The 16092-nt window shown below is 71.0% G+C and carries 21 protein-coding genes and 1 pseudogene; 9 read left to right on the top strand and 13 right to left on the bottom strand.

Annotation, left to right across the window (positions count from 1 at the left end; all coding sequences use genetic code 11):
- The first annotated feature begins 32 nt into the window (after window positions 1-32).
- Together ACFE76_RS11360 and ACFE76_RS11355 are read left to right on the top strand one after the other, a co-directional pair.
- Window positions 33-698 carry a TetR/AcrR family transcriptional regulator gene (locus ACFE76_RS11360; protein WP_375431866.1) on the top strand — a complete coding sequence of 222 codons (666 nt, stop codon included), beginning with the start codon at window positions 33-35 and terminating at the stop codon, window positions 696-698.
- Entirely contained in the window at window positions 695-1315 is a 621-nt protein-coding gene (locus ACFE76_RS11355; protein ID WP_375431865.1) for a hypothetical protein, read from the top strand. The genes ACFE76_RS11360 and ACFE76_RS11355 overlap by 4 nt, the downstream gene beginning before the upstream one ends.
- Window positions 1316-1350: 35 nt before the next feature.
- Here the strand turns inward: ACFE76_RS11355 and ACFE76_RS11350 are convergent, their stop codons facing one another.
- From ACFE76_RS11350 to ACFE76_RS11325, 6 genes are all read right to left on the bottom strand, one after another.
- On the bottom strand, window positions 1351-1773 hold the full coding sequence (locus tag ACFE76_RS11350) for a DUF6992 family protein (protein ID WP_375431864.1): 423 nt from the start codon (window positions 1771-1773) through the stop codon (window positions 1351-1353).
- Window positions 1774-1808: 35 nt separating this feature from the next.
- Window positions 1809-2498 (bottom strand): M24 family metallopeptidase, encoded by a 690-nt coding sequence (locus ACFE76_RS11345; protein ID WP_375431863.1) that lies wholly within the window; start codon window positions 2496-2498, stop codon window positions 1809-1811.
- A gap of 31 nt (window positions 2499-2529) precedes the next feature.
- Window positions 2530-3138: a ferritin-like domain-containing protein gene (locus tag ACFE76_RS11340; RefSeq protein WP_375431862.1), complete on the bottom strand. Its 609-nt coding sequence runs from the start codon at window positions 3136-3138 to the stop codon at window positions 2530-2532.
- Window positions 3139-3149: 11 nt separating this feature from the next.
- Window positions 3150-3749 (bottom strand): ferritin-like domain-containing protein, encoded by a 600-nt coding sequence (locus ACFE76_RS11335; RefSeq protein ID WP_375431861.1) that lies wholly within the window; start codon window positions 3747-3749, stop codon window positions 3150-3152.
- A 214-nt stretch (window positions 3750-3963) separates the two neighbouring features.
- A complete protein-coding gene (locus tag ACFE76_RS11330; protein ID WP_375431860.1) occupies window positions 3964-4722 on the bottom strand; it encodes a class E sortase in 759 nt (252 codons plus the stop codon).
- Window positions 4723-4767: 45 nt separating this feature from the next.
- On the bottom strand, window positions 4768-4959 hold the full coding sequence (locus ACFE76_RS11325; protein ID WP_375431859.1) for a hypothetical protein: 192 nt from the start codon (window positions 4957-4959) through the stop codon (window positions 4768-4770).
- 216 nt (window positions 4960-5175) lie between these two features.
- Between ACFE76_RS11325 and ACFE76_RS11320 the strand changes: the two genes are divergently transcribed.
- From ACFE76_RS11320 to ACFE76_RS11305, 4 genes are read left to right on the top strand one after another with little or no spacing between them, the layout of a single operon-like run.
- Window positions 5176-5580 carry a molybdopterin-binding protein gene (locus ACFE76_RS11320; protein WP_375431858.1) on the top strand — a complete coding sequence of 135 codons (405 nt, stop codon included), beginning with the start codon at window positions 5176-5178 and terminating at the stop codon, window positions 5578-5580.
- Complete coding sequence (gene modA, locus ACFE76_RS11315; RefSeq protein ID WP_375431857.1) at window positions 5577-6377, top strand: molybdate ABC transporter substrate-binding protein; 801 nt, start codon at window positions 5577-5579, stop codon at window positions 6375-6377. Before ACFE76_RS11320 ends, modA begins: the two co-directional genes overlap by 4 nt.
- A 50-nt stretch (window positions 6378-6427) precedes the next feature.
- A complete protein-coding gene (locus tag ACFE76_RS11310; protein ID WP_375431856.1) occupies window positions 6428-7174 on the top strand; it encodes an ABC transporter permease in 747 nt (248 codons plus the stop codon).
- 10 nt (window positions 7175-7184) lie between these two features.
- Window positions 7185-8264 (top strand): sulfate/molybdate ABC transporter ATP-binding protein, encoded by a 1080-nt coding sequence (locus tag ACFE76_RS11305; protein WP_375431855.1) that lies wholly within the window; start codon window positions 7185-7187, stop codon window positions 8262-8264.
- A 54-nt stretch (window positions 8265-8318) separates the two neighbouring features.
- Here the strand turns inward: ACFE76_RS11305 and ACFE76_RS11300 are convergent, their stop codons facing one another.
- The 4 genes from ACFE76_RS11300 to ACFE76_RS11285 all read right to left on the bottom strand — a co-directional run bounded on the left by ACFE76_RS11300 (window position 8319) and on the right by ACFE76_RS11285 (window position 10882).
- A complete protein-coding gene (locus ACFE76_RS11300) occupies window positions 8319-9053 on the bottom strand; it encodes a GAF domain-containing protein (protein ID WP_375431854.1) in 735 nt (244 codons plus the stop codon).
- 16 nt (window positions 9054-9069) lie between these two features.
- Complete coding sequence (locus tag ACFE76_RS11295) at window positions 9070-9528, bottom strand: nuclear transport factor 2 family protein (protein WP_375431853.1); 459 nt, start codon at window positions 9526-9528, stop codon at window positions 9070-9072.
- Window positions 9525-9968, bottom strand: a complete 444-nt coding sequence (locus tag ACFE76_RS11290) for a hypothetical protein (protein ID WP_375431852.1) — start codon at window positions 9966-9968, stop codon at window positions 9525-9527. The genes ACFE76_RS11295 and ACFE76_RS11290 overlap by 4 nt, the downstream gene beginning before the upstream one ends.
- 467 nt (window positions 9969-10435) lie before the next feature.
- Window positions 10436-10882, bottom strand: coding sequence for a pyridoxamine 5'-phosphate oxidase family protein (locus ACFE76_RS11285; protein WP_375431851.1), 447 nt, complete (start codon window positions 10880-10882; stop codon window positions 10436-10438).
- Between the two features lie 330 nt (window positions 10883-11212).
- On the opposite strand from ACFE76_RS11285, the gene ACFE76_RS11280 reads away from it, so the two are divergent.
- The 3 genes from ACFE76_RS11280 to ACFE76_RS11270 all read left to right on the top strand — a co-directional run bounded on the left by ACFE76_RS11280 (window position 11213) and on the right by ACFE76_RS11270 (window position 14129).
- Window positions 11213-12850, top strand: coding sequence for a GAF domain-containing protein (locus ACFE76_RS11280; protein ID WP_375431850.1), 1638 nt, complete (start codon window positions 11213-11215; stop codon window positions 12848-12850).
- Window positions 12847-13503, top strand: coding sequence for a response regulator (locus ACFE76_RS11275; protein ID WP_375431849.1), 657 nt, complete (start codon window positions 12847-12849; stop codon window positions 13501-13503). Before ACFE76_RS11280 ends, ACFE76_RS11275 begins: the two co-directional genes overlap by 4 nt.
- Before the next feature lie 170 nt (window positions 13504-13673).
- Complete coding sequence (locus tag ACFE76_RS11270; protein WP_375431907.1) at window positions 13674-14129, top strand: universal stress protein; 456 nt, start codon at window positions 13674-13676, stop codon at window positions 14127-14129.
- Between the two features lie 170 nt (window positions 14130-14299).
- Here ACFE76_RS11270 and ACFE76_RS11265 read toward each other — a convergent pair.
- The 3 genes and pseudogenes from ACFE76_RS11265 to ACFE76_RS11255 all read right to left on the bottom strand — a co-directional run.
- A pseudogene (locus ACFE76_RS11265) lies at window positions 14300-14599 on the bottom strand (universal stress protein); the annotation flags it as partial.
- An 86-nt stretch (window positions 14600-14685) separates the two neighbouring features.
- Window positions 14686-15063, bottom strand: coding sequence for a universal stress protein (locus tag ACFE76_RS11260; protein ID WP_375431848.1), 378 nt, complete (start codon window positions 15061-15063; stop codon window positions 14686-14688).
- Window positions 15064-15083: 20 nt separating this feature from the next.
- A complete protein-coding gene (locus ACFE76_RS11255; protein WP_375431847.1) occupies window positions 15084-16070 on the bottom strand; it encodes a universal stress protein in 987 nt (328 codons plus the stop codon).
- Window positions 16071-16092 lie beyond the last annotated feature (22 nt).

The raw sequence follows: 16092 nt of genomic DNA, 5'->3' as shown, positions 1-16092 counted from the left end.
TAGTTACCTGCGTGATCGGGAGGGCCCGGACCATGATCGAGCGCACTGTCGCTGAGCCGGCGCCCCCGGCCCTCCGACCTGGCCGCAAGCGTGACCACAGCCGGGATCCGGAGATCCTGGCGGCCGCCCTGGACGTGCTCGCTGAGACCGGCTACGAGGGCATGACCCTCGACCTGGTCGCGGCCCGCGCCAAGGCGGGCAAGGCCACCCTCTATCGCCGCTGGTCCGGCAAGGCCGAGCTCGTCGTCGACGCGGTGGCCTGCCTCAAGAGCGGCGAGGACCAGCTGCCGGACACGGGCAGGCTCCGCGGTGACCTGATCGCCTCGATCCGCTCCCACTCCCTGGCCGAGGGCGAACGCAAGCTGCGCATCATGGCCGGCCTGATGTCGATGCTCAGCCGAAACCCCGAGCTGGCCGAGGTCACCAACGCGATGATCGTCGAGCCGCGGGCGGCCGCGATGCGGATCCTGATGGGCCGGGCCGTGGACCGGGGCGAGATCTCCGCCGACTGCGACCTCGAGACGATCTCCCTGGTCGGCCCGTCGATGGCGGCGTACCGGCTGTTGATCTTGCAGCAGCCCGTCGACTGCGCGTTCATGGTGTCGCTGGTCGACGCGGTGATCCTGCCCAGCCTGGGGCTGCCGCCCGGCCGCGGGACCAGCCCGTCCGGCGACGACACGCAAACCGGGGCGCAGTGACTGCCGACCCGACGCGCCCCCAGGCGGACGACACCCCGCCGCCCCTGCTGGGGTCGGCGCCGAGCCGGCGGACGTCCCGGTTCACCGGCTTCACCTTCAGCCGCGCCCGGATCCTGCCGGTCGTCGGCACCGTCGCCGCCTTGATCGTGCTCGGCAGCCTGCTGCCGTACCTGTCGATGCCCTACATCAGCTACGCGGCCGAGCTCGCGCAGGAGAACGCCACCCTCTTCCCCGCCGCCACCTTCATCCGGGGCGTCGACCCGCTGTGGCTGCCCGGCTACGAACCCGGACCGACGACCGCGCAGATCCAGCTCGCCCTGGCGTTGTTCAACCTCGGGCCCAGCCTGCAACAGATCGGGGCGGTGGTCGCGGTGCTGTTCGGTGCATCGCTGTTCCAGGACGAGATCAACAAGTTCTTCTGGTGGCCGCTGCACCTCAGCGGCTGGCTGCTCGCGCTCGCGCCCATCCCGCTCTTCGTCGGGCTCGCCCAGCTGCACGCCGTCGACGTCGCCGTGAGCATCGAGATCGGCTGGCTACCCATCACACTCGCCGGCGCCCTGGTGGTCGTCGCCACCTTCCGCGCACGCAGCCGGATCGACACCTACGCCAGCATCTAGCGCACGCGTCCCGAGCCTGTCGAGGGCCGAGCGGGTCAGAGGTCGCGGACGTGCAGGCCGTCGTCGAGCAGCAGGAAGGCGCCCTGCAGCATGATCGCCACGCCCGCCCCGGCGGCGCGCGGGTCGGGCCGGCGGAGCTGCCAGAGGGCCGCTCCGCCCACGACGTAGGCCGCATCGGCGACCACGCTCACCCGGAGGATCCTCCGCAGCTGGCGCCGTTCGCGGTCCAGGGCGGCGGGCGCGTACGCGTTGGCCAGCCGGCGCATCCGCCGCCCCTGGAGCAGGTGCGCGACGGCGACGATCCCGAGATCCGCCGCACCCCAGCCGAGGTGCTGCTGACCGAACGCGCGCCACCAGGGGTCGCGGCGGCTCGACAGGATCCCACCGACGGCGAGGCTCGCGACAGCCCAACCTGTCGTCGTCCGGGCCAGTGACCGTTGACGCTCCCAGGGATCCATGGGACACATTCGACCACGGGCAGGGCGTTCGGACCTCAGAGGTCGAGGAGCTGCTCGAAGAATCCGCCGAACCCGCGGTCGCGGTCGACGAGGTGGATCTCGAGGATCCAGTGGCACGGCCGGCCGGTGGGGTCGAGGCGTCGCATCGGTGCGTGGCTGCCGGTGGTGATGTAGCAGTCGACCTCGTCGCCGATGATCCGCTCGTGCGGGAACTCCCCGACCAGGTGCCCGGCGTGGCTCGCGCCATGGCCCCAGCCGGCGTCGGCGATCAGGCCGAGGACGTGCGCGAACAGCTCCTCGCCGGTGATGTCAGGGTGGTCGACGAAGTGTCGGCGGCCCTGCTCCCACAGCCGCGGCAGGTCAGCGGCGACCCGGTGCTTGACCGGGTCGTCGCCGAGCACGTACGTCCGGCCGACGTCGGCCTCGAACTGGTCGAAGATCGGCCCGAAGTCGAAGAAGACGATGTCGTCGGCGCTCAGCACCCGGTCCGGCGGGTTCTCCCGGTACGGCTGCAGCGTGTTGACCCCCGAGCGGACGATCCGCTTGTGCCAGAAGCGGCGGACCCCGAAGAGCTCGTTCGCCAGCTCGCGGATCTGGTCGCTCAGCTCGCGCTCGCCGCGCCCGGGCCGTACCCAGCCGCGGCTGACCACCTCCTCGAACAGCTCGAGGGCGTGGTCCTGCGCCGAGGTCAGGGCGGCGGTCCGGGAAGCCTCGTCGACAGTCACGGCACGACGTTAGTGGGTGCCAGGCTCAGGGTCAGAGAGTCTGCGCCTTCACGATGAACGGGCTGGCGGCCTTGAGCACGCTGGCTCGCGTCGCCGGCTTCTCGAAGGCGCCCTGGTAGACCCCGCCCTCGGCCGCCTTCTTGCCGAGGATCCCGAGGATGGCGGCGTGCCGAGCCTCGACGCCGAAGATGCTGGCGGCCGCGGTGAGCAGCGCCTTCTCCTTCAGCAGGCTCGGCGCCGCACCCAGGTAGGCCTGCACGCCGAGGTTCTCGAAGGTGTACGCGGTCTCGAGATAGCTGCTCTTCGTCTTGAAGGCCGCTCCGAAGTCCACCTCGGGCGCGGCCACAGGCGTGGAGCCGAGACTGCTGATGGTGTCCTTCAGCGCCACCACGTGCGCCTCCTCGTCCTTCTGGATGGCTTCCAGATAGTCCTTGGACTTGCCGCTGAGCAGGCCGGCGTTGTTGCCCTGCCGGTAGAACTCGGCCTCCAGGTACTCGAGGGTGAGCGCGTAGTTGAGGACGTCGGTGGCGCCGCTGAACTCGTCGGCGGCGAACGCCCACTTGGCGCCCAGCATCTGCAGCGCGATCGCGCCGGGGATGACCGCGGCGGTGCCTCTGATCAGGTCTCTACGGTTGATCATGGTGTCTCCTGTCAGGACTTGATGAACTGGCCGGCGGCCTTGAGGACCGTTTTCATGGTGTTGTGCTTCTCGAACGACGCCGGGAACGGGTTGCCGCCGAGCAGGTCGGCGACGACCGCGGCGTGCCGGGACTCCACGCCGGCGATGGAGGCCGCCGCGGCGAGGATGTCGCCGTCGTTCACCCGCGCCACCTGCCCGTGGTAGGCCGTCACGCCCAGCTCCTCGAAGACGGAGGCGGTGGTGAGGAACTTCTTCTTGCTGGTGAAGGTGCCGTCGGGATACTTGAAGGACGGTTTCGCGGCAGGCTTGCCCCCGAGGGACTTCACCGTGCTGGTCAGCACCTCGACGTGGTTCTGCTCGTGGTCCCGGATCGGCTTGACGAGCTCGAGCGCACGACCGGTCAGAGCGCCGCCCTTGACCCCGCGGGTGTAGAAGTCGGCCTCCAGGTACTCCAGGGTCAAGGCGTAGTTCAAGATCTCCAGGTCGTCGGCCTTCGCGTCGGCGAGCGCGAGCCCGTCGTGTCGGGAGGCGGCCACCAGGGTGGACCCCACCCCGACCAGGACAGCAGCGCGGAGGAAGCGGCGGCGCTGGTGTTCGTCGGAGAAGGTCATCACCGGCGCTCCGTCGAACAGGAGGGGAGTGTCCGCTGCGGAAGGGGCGGACGTGGTGGGCGACTCGTCTGAGCTGGTGGCTCCCCCTCTGTCGGTACCGGGGGTCTCGTTGCTGTGCGTCATGAAGCCTCTCTCGATCGGGGTCAGAACGTGCTGGTCGTGCCGTCGTCTGCCGGCTCCCCCGAGCGCAGGCCTGTCGCAAGTAGCCGAAGGGCTATCCCTTTCCTTTCGCGTGCGCATCGCCTGCGCTCGCTCGGACCACGATCCGGTAGACGGGGTTGCCCTCGGGATGGCACGCGAAGAGTGTCAACAGCCGTGCGTCGGGGTCTTTGCCCGGCTTGAGGACGAACGCCGGGTACTTCGCCTCGCGGACGATCGTGGTGTCGCGGACGCGGAACGTCACGGCGCGGTGCTGGCCGACCGAGACCACGATCTTGTCCCCGGGTTCCAGCAGGTTGAGGTACTTGAACGGCTGGGTGTGAGTGTTGCGGTGACCGGACAACACGGAGGTGCCGGCCTCACCGGGCAGTGGGGTACCCGGCCAGTGCCCCGGCCCATGGTCGAGCGCCTTGGCGTAGACGCCTTCGCCGTAGCTGACGTTTAGCCCGATCCGAGGGATCCGGATGCGGCCCACCTTCTGGTACTTGCCCGGCGTGGTCCTCACCGCGGCGGCCGCCTTGGCCGACACGGGGGTGTCGTAGCCCTGCCCAGCCGGGTCGGCCAGCTCCTTGCTCAGCGCGGCGACCGCGGCCGGCGACGGGACGGGCGCCTTGCGCTGAGCGCGCGGCTGGGCAGCCACCGCCTGCTTGATGATCGCGGACGGATCCGCGGACGGGTTGGCGACCGGACCGTGCCAGCTCACGAACCAGGGAGCCACCGCGCACACCGGGATCAGCAGCGCCCACCACCACTGCCGGAAACGGCGCGGCGCAGCCGAGTCAGACGCGAGCGAGGGCCGGCGGAACCAGCTCACAAAGGGACCTCGTGTGCTCCCACGACGGCAGCCGTCGCGATGTGGTCAGTGGCCTGTCAGTGCGTCACTGGCGGTACGGGTCCCCGAGCTGAACGTGCGCCGATTATCTTCATCGACAGTGCCACCATCCGGCACATCCAGACCGATGTCAACCACCTCCGGCGCAACCGACCGCTGGACCTCGGTGGGCTGCGGAAGGTCGTCACCGACGTTGCTGGTCGGCGCGAAGCCGGACACCGTCGTCAAGGTCCCGGCACCCCCAGGCTCTACCCGCTCGTCCAGGGTGGCGCGCCGGCCGACGCCACCATCACGGTGACGTACAGCAAGGGTGCAGCTCGAGGTCGGTCCTGCTGAGGCCGCTGCAGCCGTGCTGCGGGCTGTCCGCAGGAGGGCCGACGAATCAGGGTTCGTCTCCGTGAGACCACCGTGGATGCGTGCGCTAAGGTGCCACCCGTGCCGAAAATACGGATTCGCGATGCGGCGGCCTACCTCAGCGTCAGTGACGACACCGTCCGCCGATGGATCGACGTCGGCATGCTGCCGGCCGAGACCGACGAGCACAACCGCAAGGTGATCGACGGGTTTGCCCTGGCCACCTTCGCCCAAGCCCAGGCCAACCCGATGACCGACCCGTCGCGGGTGGATTCTTCGGCCCGCAACCGCTTCGTCGGTCTCGTCACCAAGATCACCGTCGACAAGGTGATGGCCCAGGTCGAGCTGCAGTGCGGGCCGTACCGGGTGGTCTCGCTGCTGTCGAGCGAAGCCGTCACCGACCTCGGGCTGGAGCTCGGCTCGGTCGCCGTCGCCGTGATCAAGTCGACGAACGTCATCATCGAGTCCCCGTCAGGAGATTCATGAACCGCCCCCTCGCCGCCCTCGCCGCGACGACCGCCCTGCTCACCGGGCTCGCCGGCTGCGGCGCCGACACCACCCCCTCGGCCACCCCGTCAAGCGGCAGCAGCACGTCGGCCGCCGCCTCGTCGTCGACCCTGACCGTTTTCGCTGCGGCGTCGCTGAAGAACACCTTCACCACGCTGGGCACCCAGTTCGAGGCGGCCCACCCGGGCACCACAGTCACCTTCAACTTCGCCGGGTCCGCCGACCTGGTGACCCAGCTGCAGCAGGGTGCGCCGGCCGACGTCTTCGCCTCCGCCGACACCAAGAACATGGACCTCGCGACCGCCGACAACCTCGTGGCCGGCAGCCCGGTCAACTTTGCGACGAACACGCTCGAGATCGCCGTCCCGCCCGACAACCCCGCCACGATCAGCTCCTTCGCCGACCTGACCAAGCCGGGGGTCAAGCTCGTGGTCTGCGCGCCGCAGGTCCCGTGCGGCGCGGCCGCGGAAAAGATCGAGACCGCCACGAAGACCACCCTGAAGCCGGTCAGCGAGGAGTCCGCGGTCACCGACGTGCTGAACAAGGTGCAGACGGGTGAGGCCGACGCCGGCCTGGTCTACGTCACCGACGTCAAGGGCGCTGGCGACAAGGTGCTCGGGGTGACCTTCCCCGAGTCCAAGGAGGCGGTCAACACCTACCCGATAGCCTCGCTGACGGCGAGCAGGAACGCCGACCTGGCACGTGAGTTCACCGAGCTGGTCACCGGTACGGAGGGGCAGCAGGTGCTCGCCGACGCCGGGTTCGCCAAGCCCTGACGGGCGGTCCGCGCATCGGCGTCTACTCGGGAGTCCCGCGCTGGGTCTACGTGCCGGCCGCGCTCGGAGCCGCCTTCGTCGTGCTGCCGCTGGCGGCCATGGCGTCGCGGGTGGAGTGGACGCGCTTCTTCTCCCTCATCACGTCGGAGTCCTCGCGGGCGGCGTTGCAGCTGAGCCTGCAGACCTCGACCGTCTCGACGCTGCTGTGCCTCGTGCTGGGGGTACCGATGGCGCTGGTGCTGGCCCGGACCTCCTTCCCGGGGCAGCGGATCGTCCGGTCGCTGATGCTGCTGCCGCTCGTGCTGCCGCCCGTGGTGGCGGGGATCGCTCTGCTCTACACGTTCGGTCGGCGCGGGCTGCTGGGCCACACGCTGGAGGTGCTGGGCATCCAGATCGCCTTCTCCACGACCGCGGTGGTGCTCGCGCAGGCGTTCGTCGCGCTGCCGTTCCTGGTGGTCAGTCTCGAAGGCACCCTGCGGGCCGTCGGTCAGCGCTACGAGGTCGTGGCGGCGACGCTCGGCGCCCGGCCGACCGCGGTGCTGCTGCGGGTGAGCCTGCCGCTGGTACTGCCCGGTCTGCTGTCGGGGGCCGTGCTCTCCTTCGCCCGGTCGTTGGGGGAGTTCGGCGCGACGCTGACCTTCGCCGGGAGCCTGCAGGGGGTCACCCGGACGCTGCCGCTGGAGATCTACCTGCAGCGCGAGTCCGACGCCGAGGCCGCGGTCGCGTTGTCGCTGGTGCTCGTGGTGATCGCCGTCCTCGTCGTGGGGCTGGCCGCGGGCCCGCGAGCGCGACGATGAGGCGCCGACCGTGACCCTGCAGCTGAACGCCGCGCTGACCGCTCGCGACGTCGACGTCGACCTACGGCTCGAGCCGGGCGAACGGGTGGCCGTCCTCGGACCCAACGGCGCCGGCAAGTCCACCCTGCTGGGTCTGCTGGCGGGGATCCTGCGTCCGGACTCCGGCCGCGCCGAGCTCGACGGACAGGTGCTGTTCGACCGGTCGCCCGGTCGCCAGCGCTGGGTGCCCCCGCACGCCCGTGGGATCGCCCTGCTCGCCCAGGACCCGTTGCTGTTCCCCCACCTCAGCGTGCTCGGCAACGTCGCGTTCGGGCCGCGGGCCGCCGGCCAGTCCCGCCGTCGCGCCCGAGCAGCGGCGATGCGCTGGCTGGAGGAGGTCGGGGCGGCCGAGTTCGCCGACCGGCGACCGGCGCAGCTCTCCGGCGGCCAGGCGCAACGGGTGGCGATCGCCCGCGCTCTGGCCGCTGAGCCACGGCTGCTGCTGCTCGATGAGCCGATGGCGGCCCTCGACGTCGGTGCGGCGCCCTTGCTGCGCCGGACGCTACGCCGGGTGCTGGCCGACCGAGCCGCCGTGATCGTCACCCACGACCTGCTCGACGCGCTGCTGCTCGCCCATCGGGTGATCGTGCTGGACCACGGCCGGGTCGTGGAGTCCGGGCCGACCGCCGACGTCATCCGCCACCCGCGGACGCCCTTCACCGCCCGGATCGCCGGACTGAACATGGTCACCGGGACGGCCGAGGTGGCCGGGGTCCGCAGTGCCGGTGGCGAGCTCGTCTGCGGCACCGTGCGGGCCGACGGCGGGGCAGGAGCGATCGATCCGGGAGAGCCGGCCATCGCCGTCTTCAGCCCCAGCAGCGTCGCCGTCTACGCCGGCCCGCCGCACGGCAGTCCCCGCAACACCTTCGACGTCACCGTCACCGAGCTCGAACCCCGCGACGACCAGGTCCGGGTCCGCGCGCACACCGCGAGCGGCCTGGTCCTGCTCGCCGACGTGACCGCCCCCGTCGTCGGCGAGCTGGACCTCTACCCCGGCCAGCAGGCCTGGTACGTGCTGAAGGCCACCGCCGTCACTCTCTATCCCGCCTGACCCGCCCCACGAGCTGACACGACGTCGACCGGGGAAGGAGCAGACAGGCCACCCTCAGGACCTGTCCTTGTGCCGGCGTGCGCGGCGGACGGCCTCGTCGATGAACTGCTGGGCCACGTCGTCGAGCTTGCGGTGCTCGGTCTGGCTGATGGCGCGCAGCAGCTCGAGGCTTTCGTGCGCGGTGCCGCCCGACCGGCTCATCAAGATGCCGACGGCGCGGTCGGTGATGCCGCGGCTGACCTGGGCGGCTTGCAGCCGCTCGGCGAGCCGGCGCGTCTGCGCCAGGATCGCGGCGTTCTGGACGGCGACGGCTGCGGGCTCGGCGAAGGCCTCGCCCAGGGCTGCGGCGCGCCCGTCGAACGCATGCTTGGGGGCCGCGTAGACGTTCATCGCCGCGACGACACCGTCCCTGGTCAACAGCGGGATCGAGATGGCGCTGTGCACGCCGAGCCGAGCAGCCTTCGAGCCGAACTGGGGCCAGCGTTGGTCGCCGCCGAGAGATCCTGAGATGACGGTCGTGGCGTCAGCGGCGGCGCTGACGCACGGGCCCTGCATCAGCCCGTACTGGATGTCGTCGACGGCGCGCACGAAGGGAGCGGTGGCCACGACGGTGTTCGGCCGGCCCGGCTCGATCAGGGTCAGGCCGGAACCGTCCGCACCAGGGATGGCCTGGACGGCGTACTGGGCGACCAGGGTGAGCAGCTGCTCGAGGCCGAGCTCGCTGCTGGCCAGGGTGCCGAGGGAGGCCACACTGCGGCGCAGGTCAGCGTCGTGACTGTCGGGATCCATGTCGTGTCGCTCCGCCTCAGCGCGGGTCGTGATCCCAGACGAGCACCGTGTGACGCCTGATGATCAGCCCTGCTTCGATCTCCGCCGTACTGGTGGCCACGACGGCGGTGCCGTCGCGGTGGTGCCACAGCTCGGTGAAGGCGACGCGGTTGCCGCCGTCGATCAGTCGCGTGACGTGCAGGTCGAGGTCCCGGGTGCGGGCGTGCAACAGCCAGGCGTGGATCGCGGGTCTGCCGTGCACGGTCTGGGGCGCCGACGGTGGGTTGTCGGGATCGACGATGCGCACGTCGGCGTCGAGGGCGTACCGCGACGACTGATAGCCGATGTCTCGATCCTCCAGGGCAGCCGCGAAGGTGCCGAGGTGGAACCCGGTCGTCTTCGGCCCCGGCACGCGGCTGCGGCCGTGCACCCGCGGGTCGAGCAGGAGCTCGCTGGACCGGCCGGCGCTAGGCCTGACGGGGATGTCGGTGCTCATGATCCCGCCTCCGTCACGGTCGTCTCGTAGAAGCCGCGGACGCGAGGAGCGACCAGGACGAGCCGGCGAGAAAGCGCAGCGGAGTTGCTGCCCGGATTGTTGGCGGGATGCACGTAGCGCGAGTAGGCGAGCCGGTCGGGTTCGGCGGGGTCCCGCTCGGCCATCCCGGTGGCGCGGACGACCCACCGCTGGGTCCCGGGCCTGCTCGAGACCTCGAGCCGGGTCTCGTTCCCGGCGGCCAACCAGCCGGCGTCGTTGAACGAGGCCAAGGGGATGGCGATCTGCCGGCCGGTGACGGTGTACGGGACCGCGAGGGACTGACGGCCCCGCGGCCCGTCGTAGGAGAGGATGCCTTCCCCCGTGGTCCCGAGTCGTGACCAGCACCAGCCGGGTGCGCCGATGTCGATGACGTGGACGTCGGTCTGGAGGGGAATGCTCACAAGAGGCGCCTGACGTTGCTGGACTGCGTGGACAGAGGACGTGCCGCGGACCGTAGGAGAATGCCGTGGCCTCGTCGCCACGGCATCCTCAGACGGTCCCGATTTCCCCGAAAAGGGTCCATGACGCTCAGCCGAGGCCAGCGGAATTGGGGGAATGTCGAACACGCGTGCGTCGCACGATGAGTTTCGCAGTGCGGCGCCGTTCACAGGCCGAGGCGGACGGCAATCTGTGGTGCACCGCCCGAGCGGAATGAGCTCCCGAATGGGGGAGAAACGAATTCTCCCGATGACCGCGGCGTACGTGAACGGCTACGTCATCTTTCGAGCCAACTGTGTGCCAGCCCTTGTGAGTAGATGCTGGCCGGGCGGCAAAGTCAAACTGAACAGATATTCTGCGGACAATTCGTTGGCGACGTTGTGGCGCGCGGGTCTGGACGGGCTCGTCAGTCGCTGAGCCGAGCCCGACGTCAGGGGGTCGGGTGCTCCAGCAGCCGGCCGCTGTAGGTGCGGGGGGTGAAGCGGAGCGCCTCGGCGAACTGGGATCCGGGCCAGGACTCGACGAGGTCGGTAGCCGCCCGCCCCCCGGCAGTGCCGCGAGGCACCTTGGCCACCGAGCCCTGGACCATGACGGACCAGACCAGGCCCGTGTCGCTGTCGTGCTCGTCGACCTCGAAGGTGAGAGCCGCTCCGATCTCGGCCAGCTGGGACAGCGAGCCGTTCCGGGTGGTGCTCAGGAGGATCTCACCCCCGACCAGCCGGTAGTTCAGCGGGATGATCTGGAGTCCCAGCGCAGTCACGAAGCCGACACGGCCCACCGTGGCCGTTCTCAGCCGCTCCCGGCACTGCTCGGGTCTGAGGGTGTGGACCACCGGGGCACGCGCAGTAGAGGCAGTGCTGGCTCGCGGGGTGTCCATGCTCGGTCCTGTCCTCGTGGGCCGTCGAGGCTGGCGCCTCGTGCTCGGGCGCCGCCCGTCGACCTCTGCCTTCCAGACTGAGGTGCGGGCGGTCAGGTCAGCAGGACCGTTCGTCCGTGGGGCCGGGACCTTGGTCCCTTGCCAACGCCGGTTGGGCGCTGATCCGACCGTCGAGCAGCTCGTTCCGATGGCGACCCGTGGATAGGGACGACGACCGGACCGGGGCGTACGCGGGGGTAGCGTGGTGGACAGATGACGAACTTCGGCCCGAGACCCCCGGTCGTTCCCGCTCTCCCAGTCGACCCGCGCGAGGGGCCTACCCCGGAGCTGGTGGACATCGCCATCGCCGAGGCGACCCAGCGACGCGTCGCCGGCCTGATGGTCGCCAACCAGTCCATCGTCGGCGAGCTCTCGCTGCCGGTGGTGCTCCGCCGGCTCGTCGAGTCAGCCGCCACGGTGGCGGGCGCCCGCTACGCGGCCCTGGGCGTGCTGGGACCCGACGGTCTGCTCGAGCAGTTCGTGCACACGGGCATGGACGAGGACGCGGTCACCGCCATCGGGCACCTCCCCGAGGGCCGAGGAGTCCTGGGTGCGGTGATCGCCCACCCAGACCCGATCCGGCTCGACGCCATCACCGAGGACCCGCGGTCCTCCGGGTTTCCGCCCGGCCACCCGCCGATGAGCCGTTTTCTCGGCGTCCCCGTCCGGGTCCGTGACGTGGTCTACGGCAACCTCTACCTGACCGACCGTACGGACGGCCAAGCCTTCACTGACGAGGACGTCGGGCTCGTCGGCGCATTGGCCGCCACGGCCGGCATCGCTATCGAGAACGCCCGGCTCTACGAGGAGTCGGGCCGTCGCCAGCAGTGGCTACAGGCGTCGAGCACCATCACCAGGCAGTTGTTGTCAGGAGCCGGAGACCGCCTCGACGTCCTCCACCACATCGCGGCCAGCGTGCAGGGCCTGGCTGCTGCGGACGTGGTGACGCTCGTGCTGCCCTGCGAGGACGACGCGGACTTCTTGCAGATCGTGGTGGCGACCGGCTTGGGTGCGGAGTCGCTGACCGGATCGAGGTTCCTGGCCGAGAACAGCCTGGCCCTGCAGGTGATGGAGGAGGGCCAGGGCGTCCTGATCAAGGTGGCGGAGGACTATCCGCGGACCCGCCACCTCGACTCCGTCGTCCCTCGCGGTCCGGTGATGGCGCTGCCGTTGACCGGGGACCTGAGCTCGCGCGGCGCGGTCGTCGTGGGCCGCACCTCCGTCCGCGCCGACTTCGACCAGGCCGACGTGGACATGGCCGGCGGCTTCGCCGAGCAGGCGGCGCTCGCCCTCGAGCTGGCCGAGGCGCGCGCCGACCAGCAGCGCCTCAGCGCGCTCGAGGACCGCGACCGGATCGGCCGGGACCTGCACGACCACGTCATCCAGCGGCTCTTCGCCTCCGGTCTCGGGGCGCAGAGCCTGGTCGACAAGAGCCACGAGCCGGCAGTCCGCGACGGTCTGAACCAGATCATCGTCGAGCTGACGGCTACCATCCGACAGATCCGCGGCACGATCTTCGCGTTGCGCGAGTCTTCGTCCCAGGTGCCGTCGGTCCGCCGCCTCGTCAGCCAGCTCGTCGCCCAGCTCACCCCGGTGCTGGGGTTCCGGCCCGACGTGCACCTGGCCGGCCCGCTCGACACGCTCGTGGGGGAGGCCGTGCTGGGAGACGTGGAGGCGGTGCTGCGCGAGGCGATGACCAACATCAGCCGGCACGCGGGCGCCTCGGCAGCCTCGGTGACGCTCCAGGTCGACAGCCGACTGCTCGTCGTGACGGTCAGCGACAACGGCCGCGGGGCCGGCGCCGCCACCCGCCGGAGTGGCTTGGCCAACCTCAGCGCGCGCGCCGACCAGCACGGTGGCTCGCTGACGATCGACACCGCACCTGAAGGAGGGCTTCGACTGACATGGACCATCCCGATCACCCTGTGACGGCGGACCCGACCCGGGTCTTCATCCTCGACGACCACGAGCTCGTCCGACGCGGACTCGTCGGGCTGTTCGCCGGCACCCCGGACCTGGTGGTCGTCGGCGAGGCGGCGACGGCCGAGGTCGCGCTGCGCCGGATCCCTGCGGTCCGACCCGACATCGCCCTGTTGGACGAGCGGCTGCCGGACGGCAGCGGCATCAGCGTCTGCCGCGACATCCGCTCCAGCCTGCCGGAGGTCCGCTGCCTGATCCTCACCTCCTTCGACGACGACGAGGCGTTGTACGCCGCGGTGATGGCGGGCGCCTCGGGCTATCTGCTGAAGGAGATGGTCGGCACCACCCTGCTCGAGGACATCCGCCAGGTGGCGCGGGGCCGGTCGCTGCTCGACCCGGCCGTCACCCAGAAGCTGCTGGACCGGCTACGGGCACCGGCCCGCACGGACCCGCTCGTCAAGGGCCTCACGCCGCGCGAGCTGGAGATCATCGACCTGATCGCGGACGGCTGCACCAACCGTCAGATCGGTGAGGAGATGTTCCTGGCCGAGAAGACCGTGAAGAACTACGTGACCTCGATCCTGATGAAGCTCGGGATGGAACGCCGCACCCAGGCCGCCGTCTTCGGGTCCGAGGTCCGACGTCGGCGGGAGCAGGGCTGAGCCCGTACGGCACGGTCAGGACGTAGGTCCCTGGGTCTGGAGTCGTGGGCCTCCTAGCGTCGGTGGTACCGGGCGTCATCGAGGCGGGGCAGCTCCGCCCAGCGTCGACGGCGCCCGCCCGAGCTGGAGGACTGACATGACCACACCCACATCCCTGTCCACACACATCCCTGTCCCCACACACTTCCACGCCGCAGATCGTCGTCGCTGTGGACGGCTCGCCGGCTTCGGTCGCCGCCCTGCGCTGGGCGGTGGCCCAGGCCGAGCTGACCGGCGCCGCGGTGCAGGCCGTGACGAGCTGGCAGGTGCCCGGTCAGTCCGCCTACGGCGGCTACGGCGGCTACTTCGCCGTCGACGTGGACTGGGCCGACGTCGCCCGGACCACCCTGACGACCGCCGTCAAGGAGGCCGGCGACGGCGCTCCGGTCGACGTCGTACCCCTGGTCCTGGAAGGCCATGCCGCGCACGTGCTGGTGAAGGCCTCGGACGGCGCGCAGCTGCTGGTGGTGGGCTCGCGCGGGCACGGCGGCTTCGCCGGGATGCTGCTCGGCTCGGTCAGCGAGTACGTCATCGCGCACGCGTCCTCCCCCGTGCTCGTCATCCGGGACCATCCCGAAGCCGCGTAGGACCCGGTCCGCTCACGATCCCGGGTCGGTTTCGACCACGCCCCGTCACGACCGGTCAGGCTTGACGGTGGGGTCGGCGCGGTCCTGCGGCACCACGATGAGGGGACAGGGATGAGGGGACAGGACAGCCGGGTGATGACTTCCTCGGCGGCCGGGTCGTGACAGGCTCCCGGCGGGCGGTGCCGGACAGGTCGGCCGATCACGAGCAGCCGAGCCTGCGCGGACGCCTCGAGGGCGACCTGGGTCAGGTCGCCCTCGACCACCAGGGTCGACGTCGACACCCCGGGGTGGTCTCGGCGGCGGTCGGTGAGGACCGTGTCCAGACCCTCGGCCTCCGTCGCTCGTTGCTGGGAGGTGGCCCCCGGCGCGAGGGCGTGCAGGGCGACGAGTGGTGAACGACGACGCTCGGCCTCGGTCAAGGCGTAGCCGAGGACGGTCGCCGCTCCTGGCCGCCCGTCCAGTCCGACCACGACCGGCCACGATGACGGCGCTGGTCTGCTCGGGCGCACCGGCACGATCACCACCGGACACGACGAGGCCGTAGCCAGGCACGCGCTCACCGGCCTGAGGAGCGGGGGTCCGACGGGTCAGCGCTGTGCTGGCCGAGGACCAGGAGCGCGACCCGCTCACTCAGCCGGCGCAGCATCAGCACCGGCGCGGTGCGCTCCACGAGGGTCTGGACGGGTACGCCTGCGGGGATCCGGACCCCGGACAGGGCATCGGCAGCCACCCGGTCAGCCGCCGATGCCGCCGCCGCCAGAACCAGCGCCGTCGACATGGTGCCGGGGTGGCGCGGCAGCTCGTAGGCGTGCACCACCAGCAGCCAGAGGCCGCGGGACCGGGCCGCGGCGGCGGCGTACCGCAGGGCCTCGGCGGCCTCGGGGGAGCCGTCGACGCCGACGACGACCGTGTCGTGGTCTGCGTGACGCTGCATGTCCTCCCCTCCCTCAGCCGCTAGCGAGGTTCAGGAGTCGGGTGGGTGCTGCCGAACGGGCTGGACGTGGTGTCCGGCCGCGAGCCGACCAGGGTCGGCTGGACCACCAGCACGGGGCAGTGGGCGCGGGACAGCAAGGCTGCCGCCATCTCGGGGAGCTCGCCCTGGGGGCTGGGGTCCTCGGGTCGACCCAGCACCAGGATGCTGGCGTCGGCGGAAGCGGCGACGAGGACCTCGACCGGAGATCCGCACACGAGCTGCTTAAGGACGGTCAGGGTGGGAAAGTCGGCCGCCAGGTCCTGAACGGCCCTGGCGAGCTCTTCGTGAGCAACGTCTTCGGCGACGGCCGAGCTGACTCCTCGGCTCAGCTCCCGAGCGGCCGCCCACCGGTCGTCCGGTACGGGCCAGGGGCGTACGACCGTCAGCGACGCTCCGCGCCCGACGGACTCAGCCGCCGCGAGCCGGAGCAGGGCCGTACTGGCGCCCGGGTCCTCGGCGGCCACGACGACCCCGGTGCCGATCTCGGCGGTGTCGCCGGGGTGCACGACCAGGACGGGGCAGCGCGCGCGAGCGGCCACCACGGCGGCGGTCGAGCCCGCCATCGACCGTACGAGCGAGGTCCGGGTGTGCAGCACCACCACGAGTGAGGCGCTCTGGGACTCGGCGAGGAGCAGCTCGGTCCCGAGGTCCCTCGAGTTCACCGTCGCGATGTCGACCTTGAAACCGGAGAGCTCGCGCAGGATCCGCACCGCCTGGGTGAGCACGTACTGGCCGTAGCGGAGGCGTTCGTCGGTGACGGAGGCGCCGATGATGCCGGCGGGGGAGGTGGTGGCGCAGCCGTGCACCACGCGGATGCTGGCGCCGCGCCGCCGGGCCTCGGCGACAGCGATGCGGAGGTCGGCTGACGGGGTCGGTTCGGCATCGTCCACGGCCACGACGACCGCGGGAACCACCGCTGGCCGCGGGTCGAGCGTGCGAGAAGGGGCCGTTCGCACGGCGGTGGGCATCGGGTTCGTCACGGAGACCTTT

The sequence above is a fragment of the uncultured Friedmanniella sp. genome, from assembly GCF_964244005.1.
Classification (GTDB): Bacteria; Actinomycetota; Actinomycetes; order Propionibacteriales; family Propionibacteriaceae; genus Microlunatus.
The sequence above is the reverse complement of the archived record's forward strand: the minus strand, read 5'-3'. Positions and strand labels throughout refer to the sequence as shown.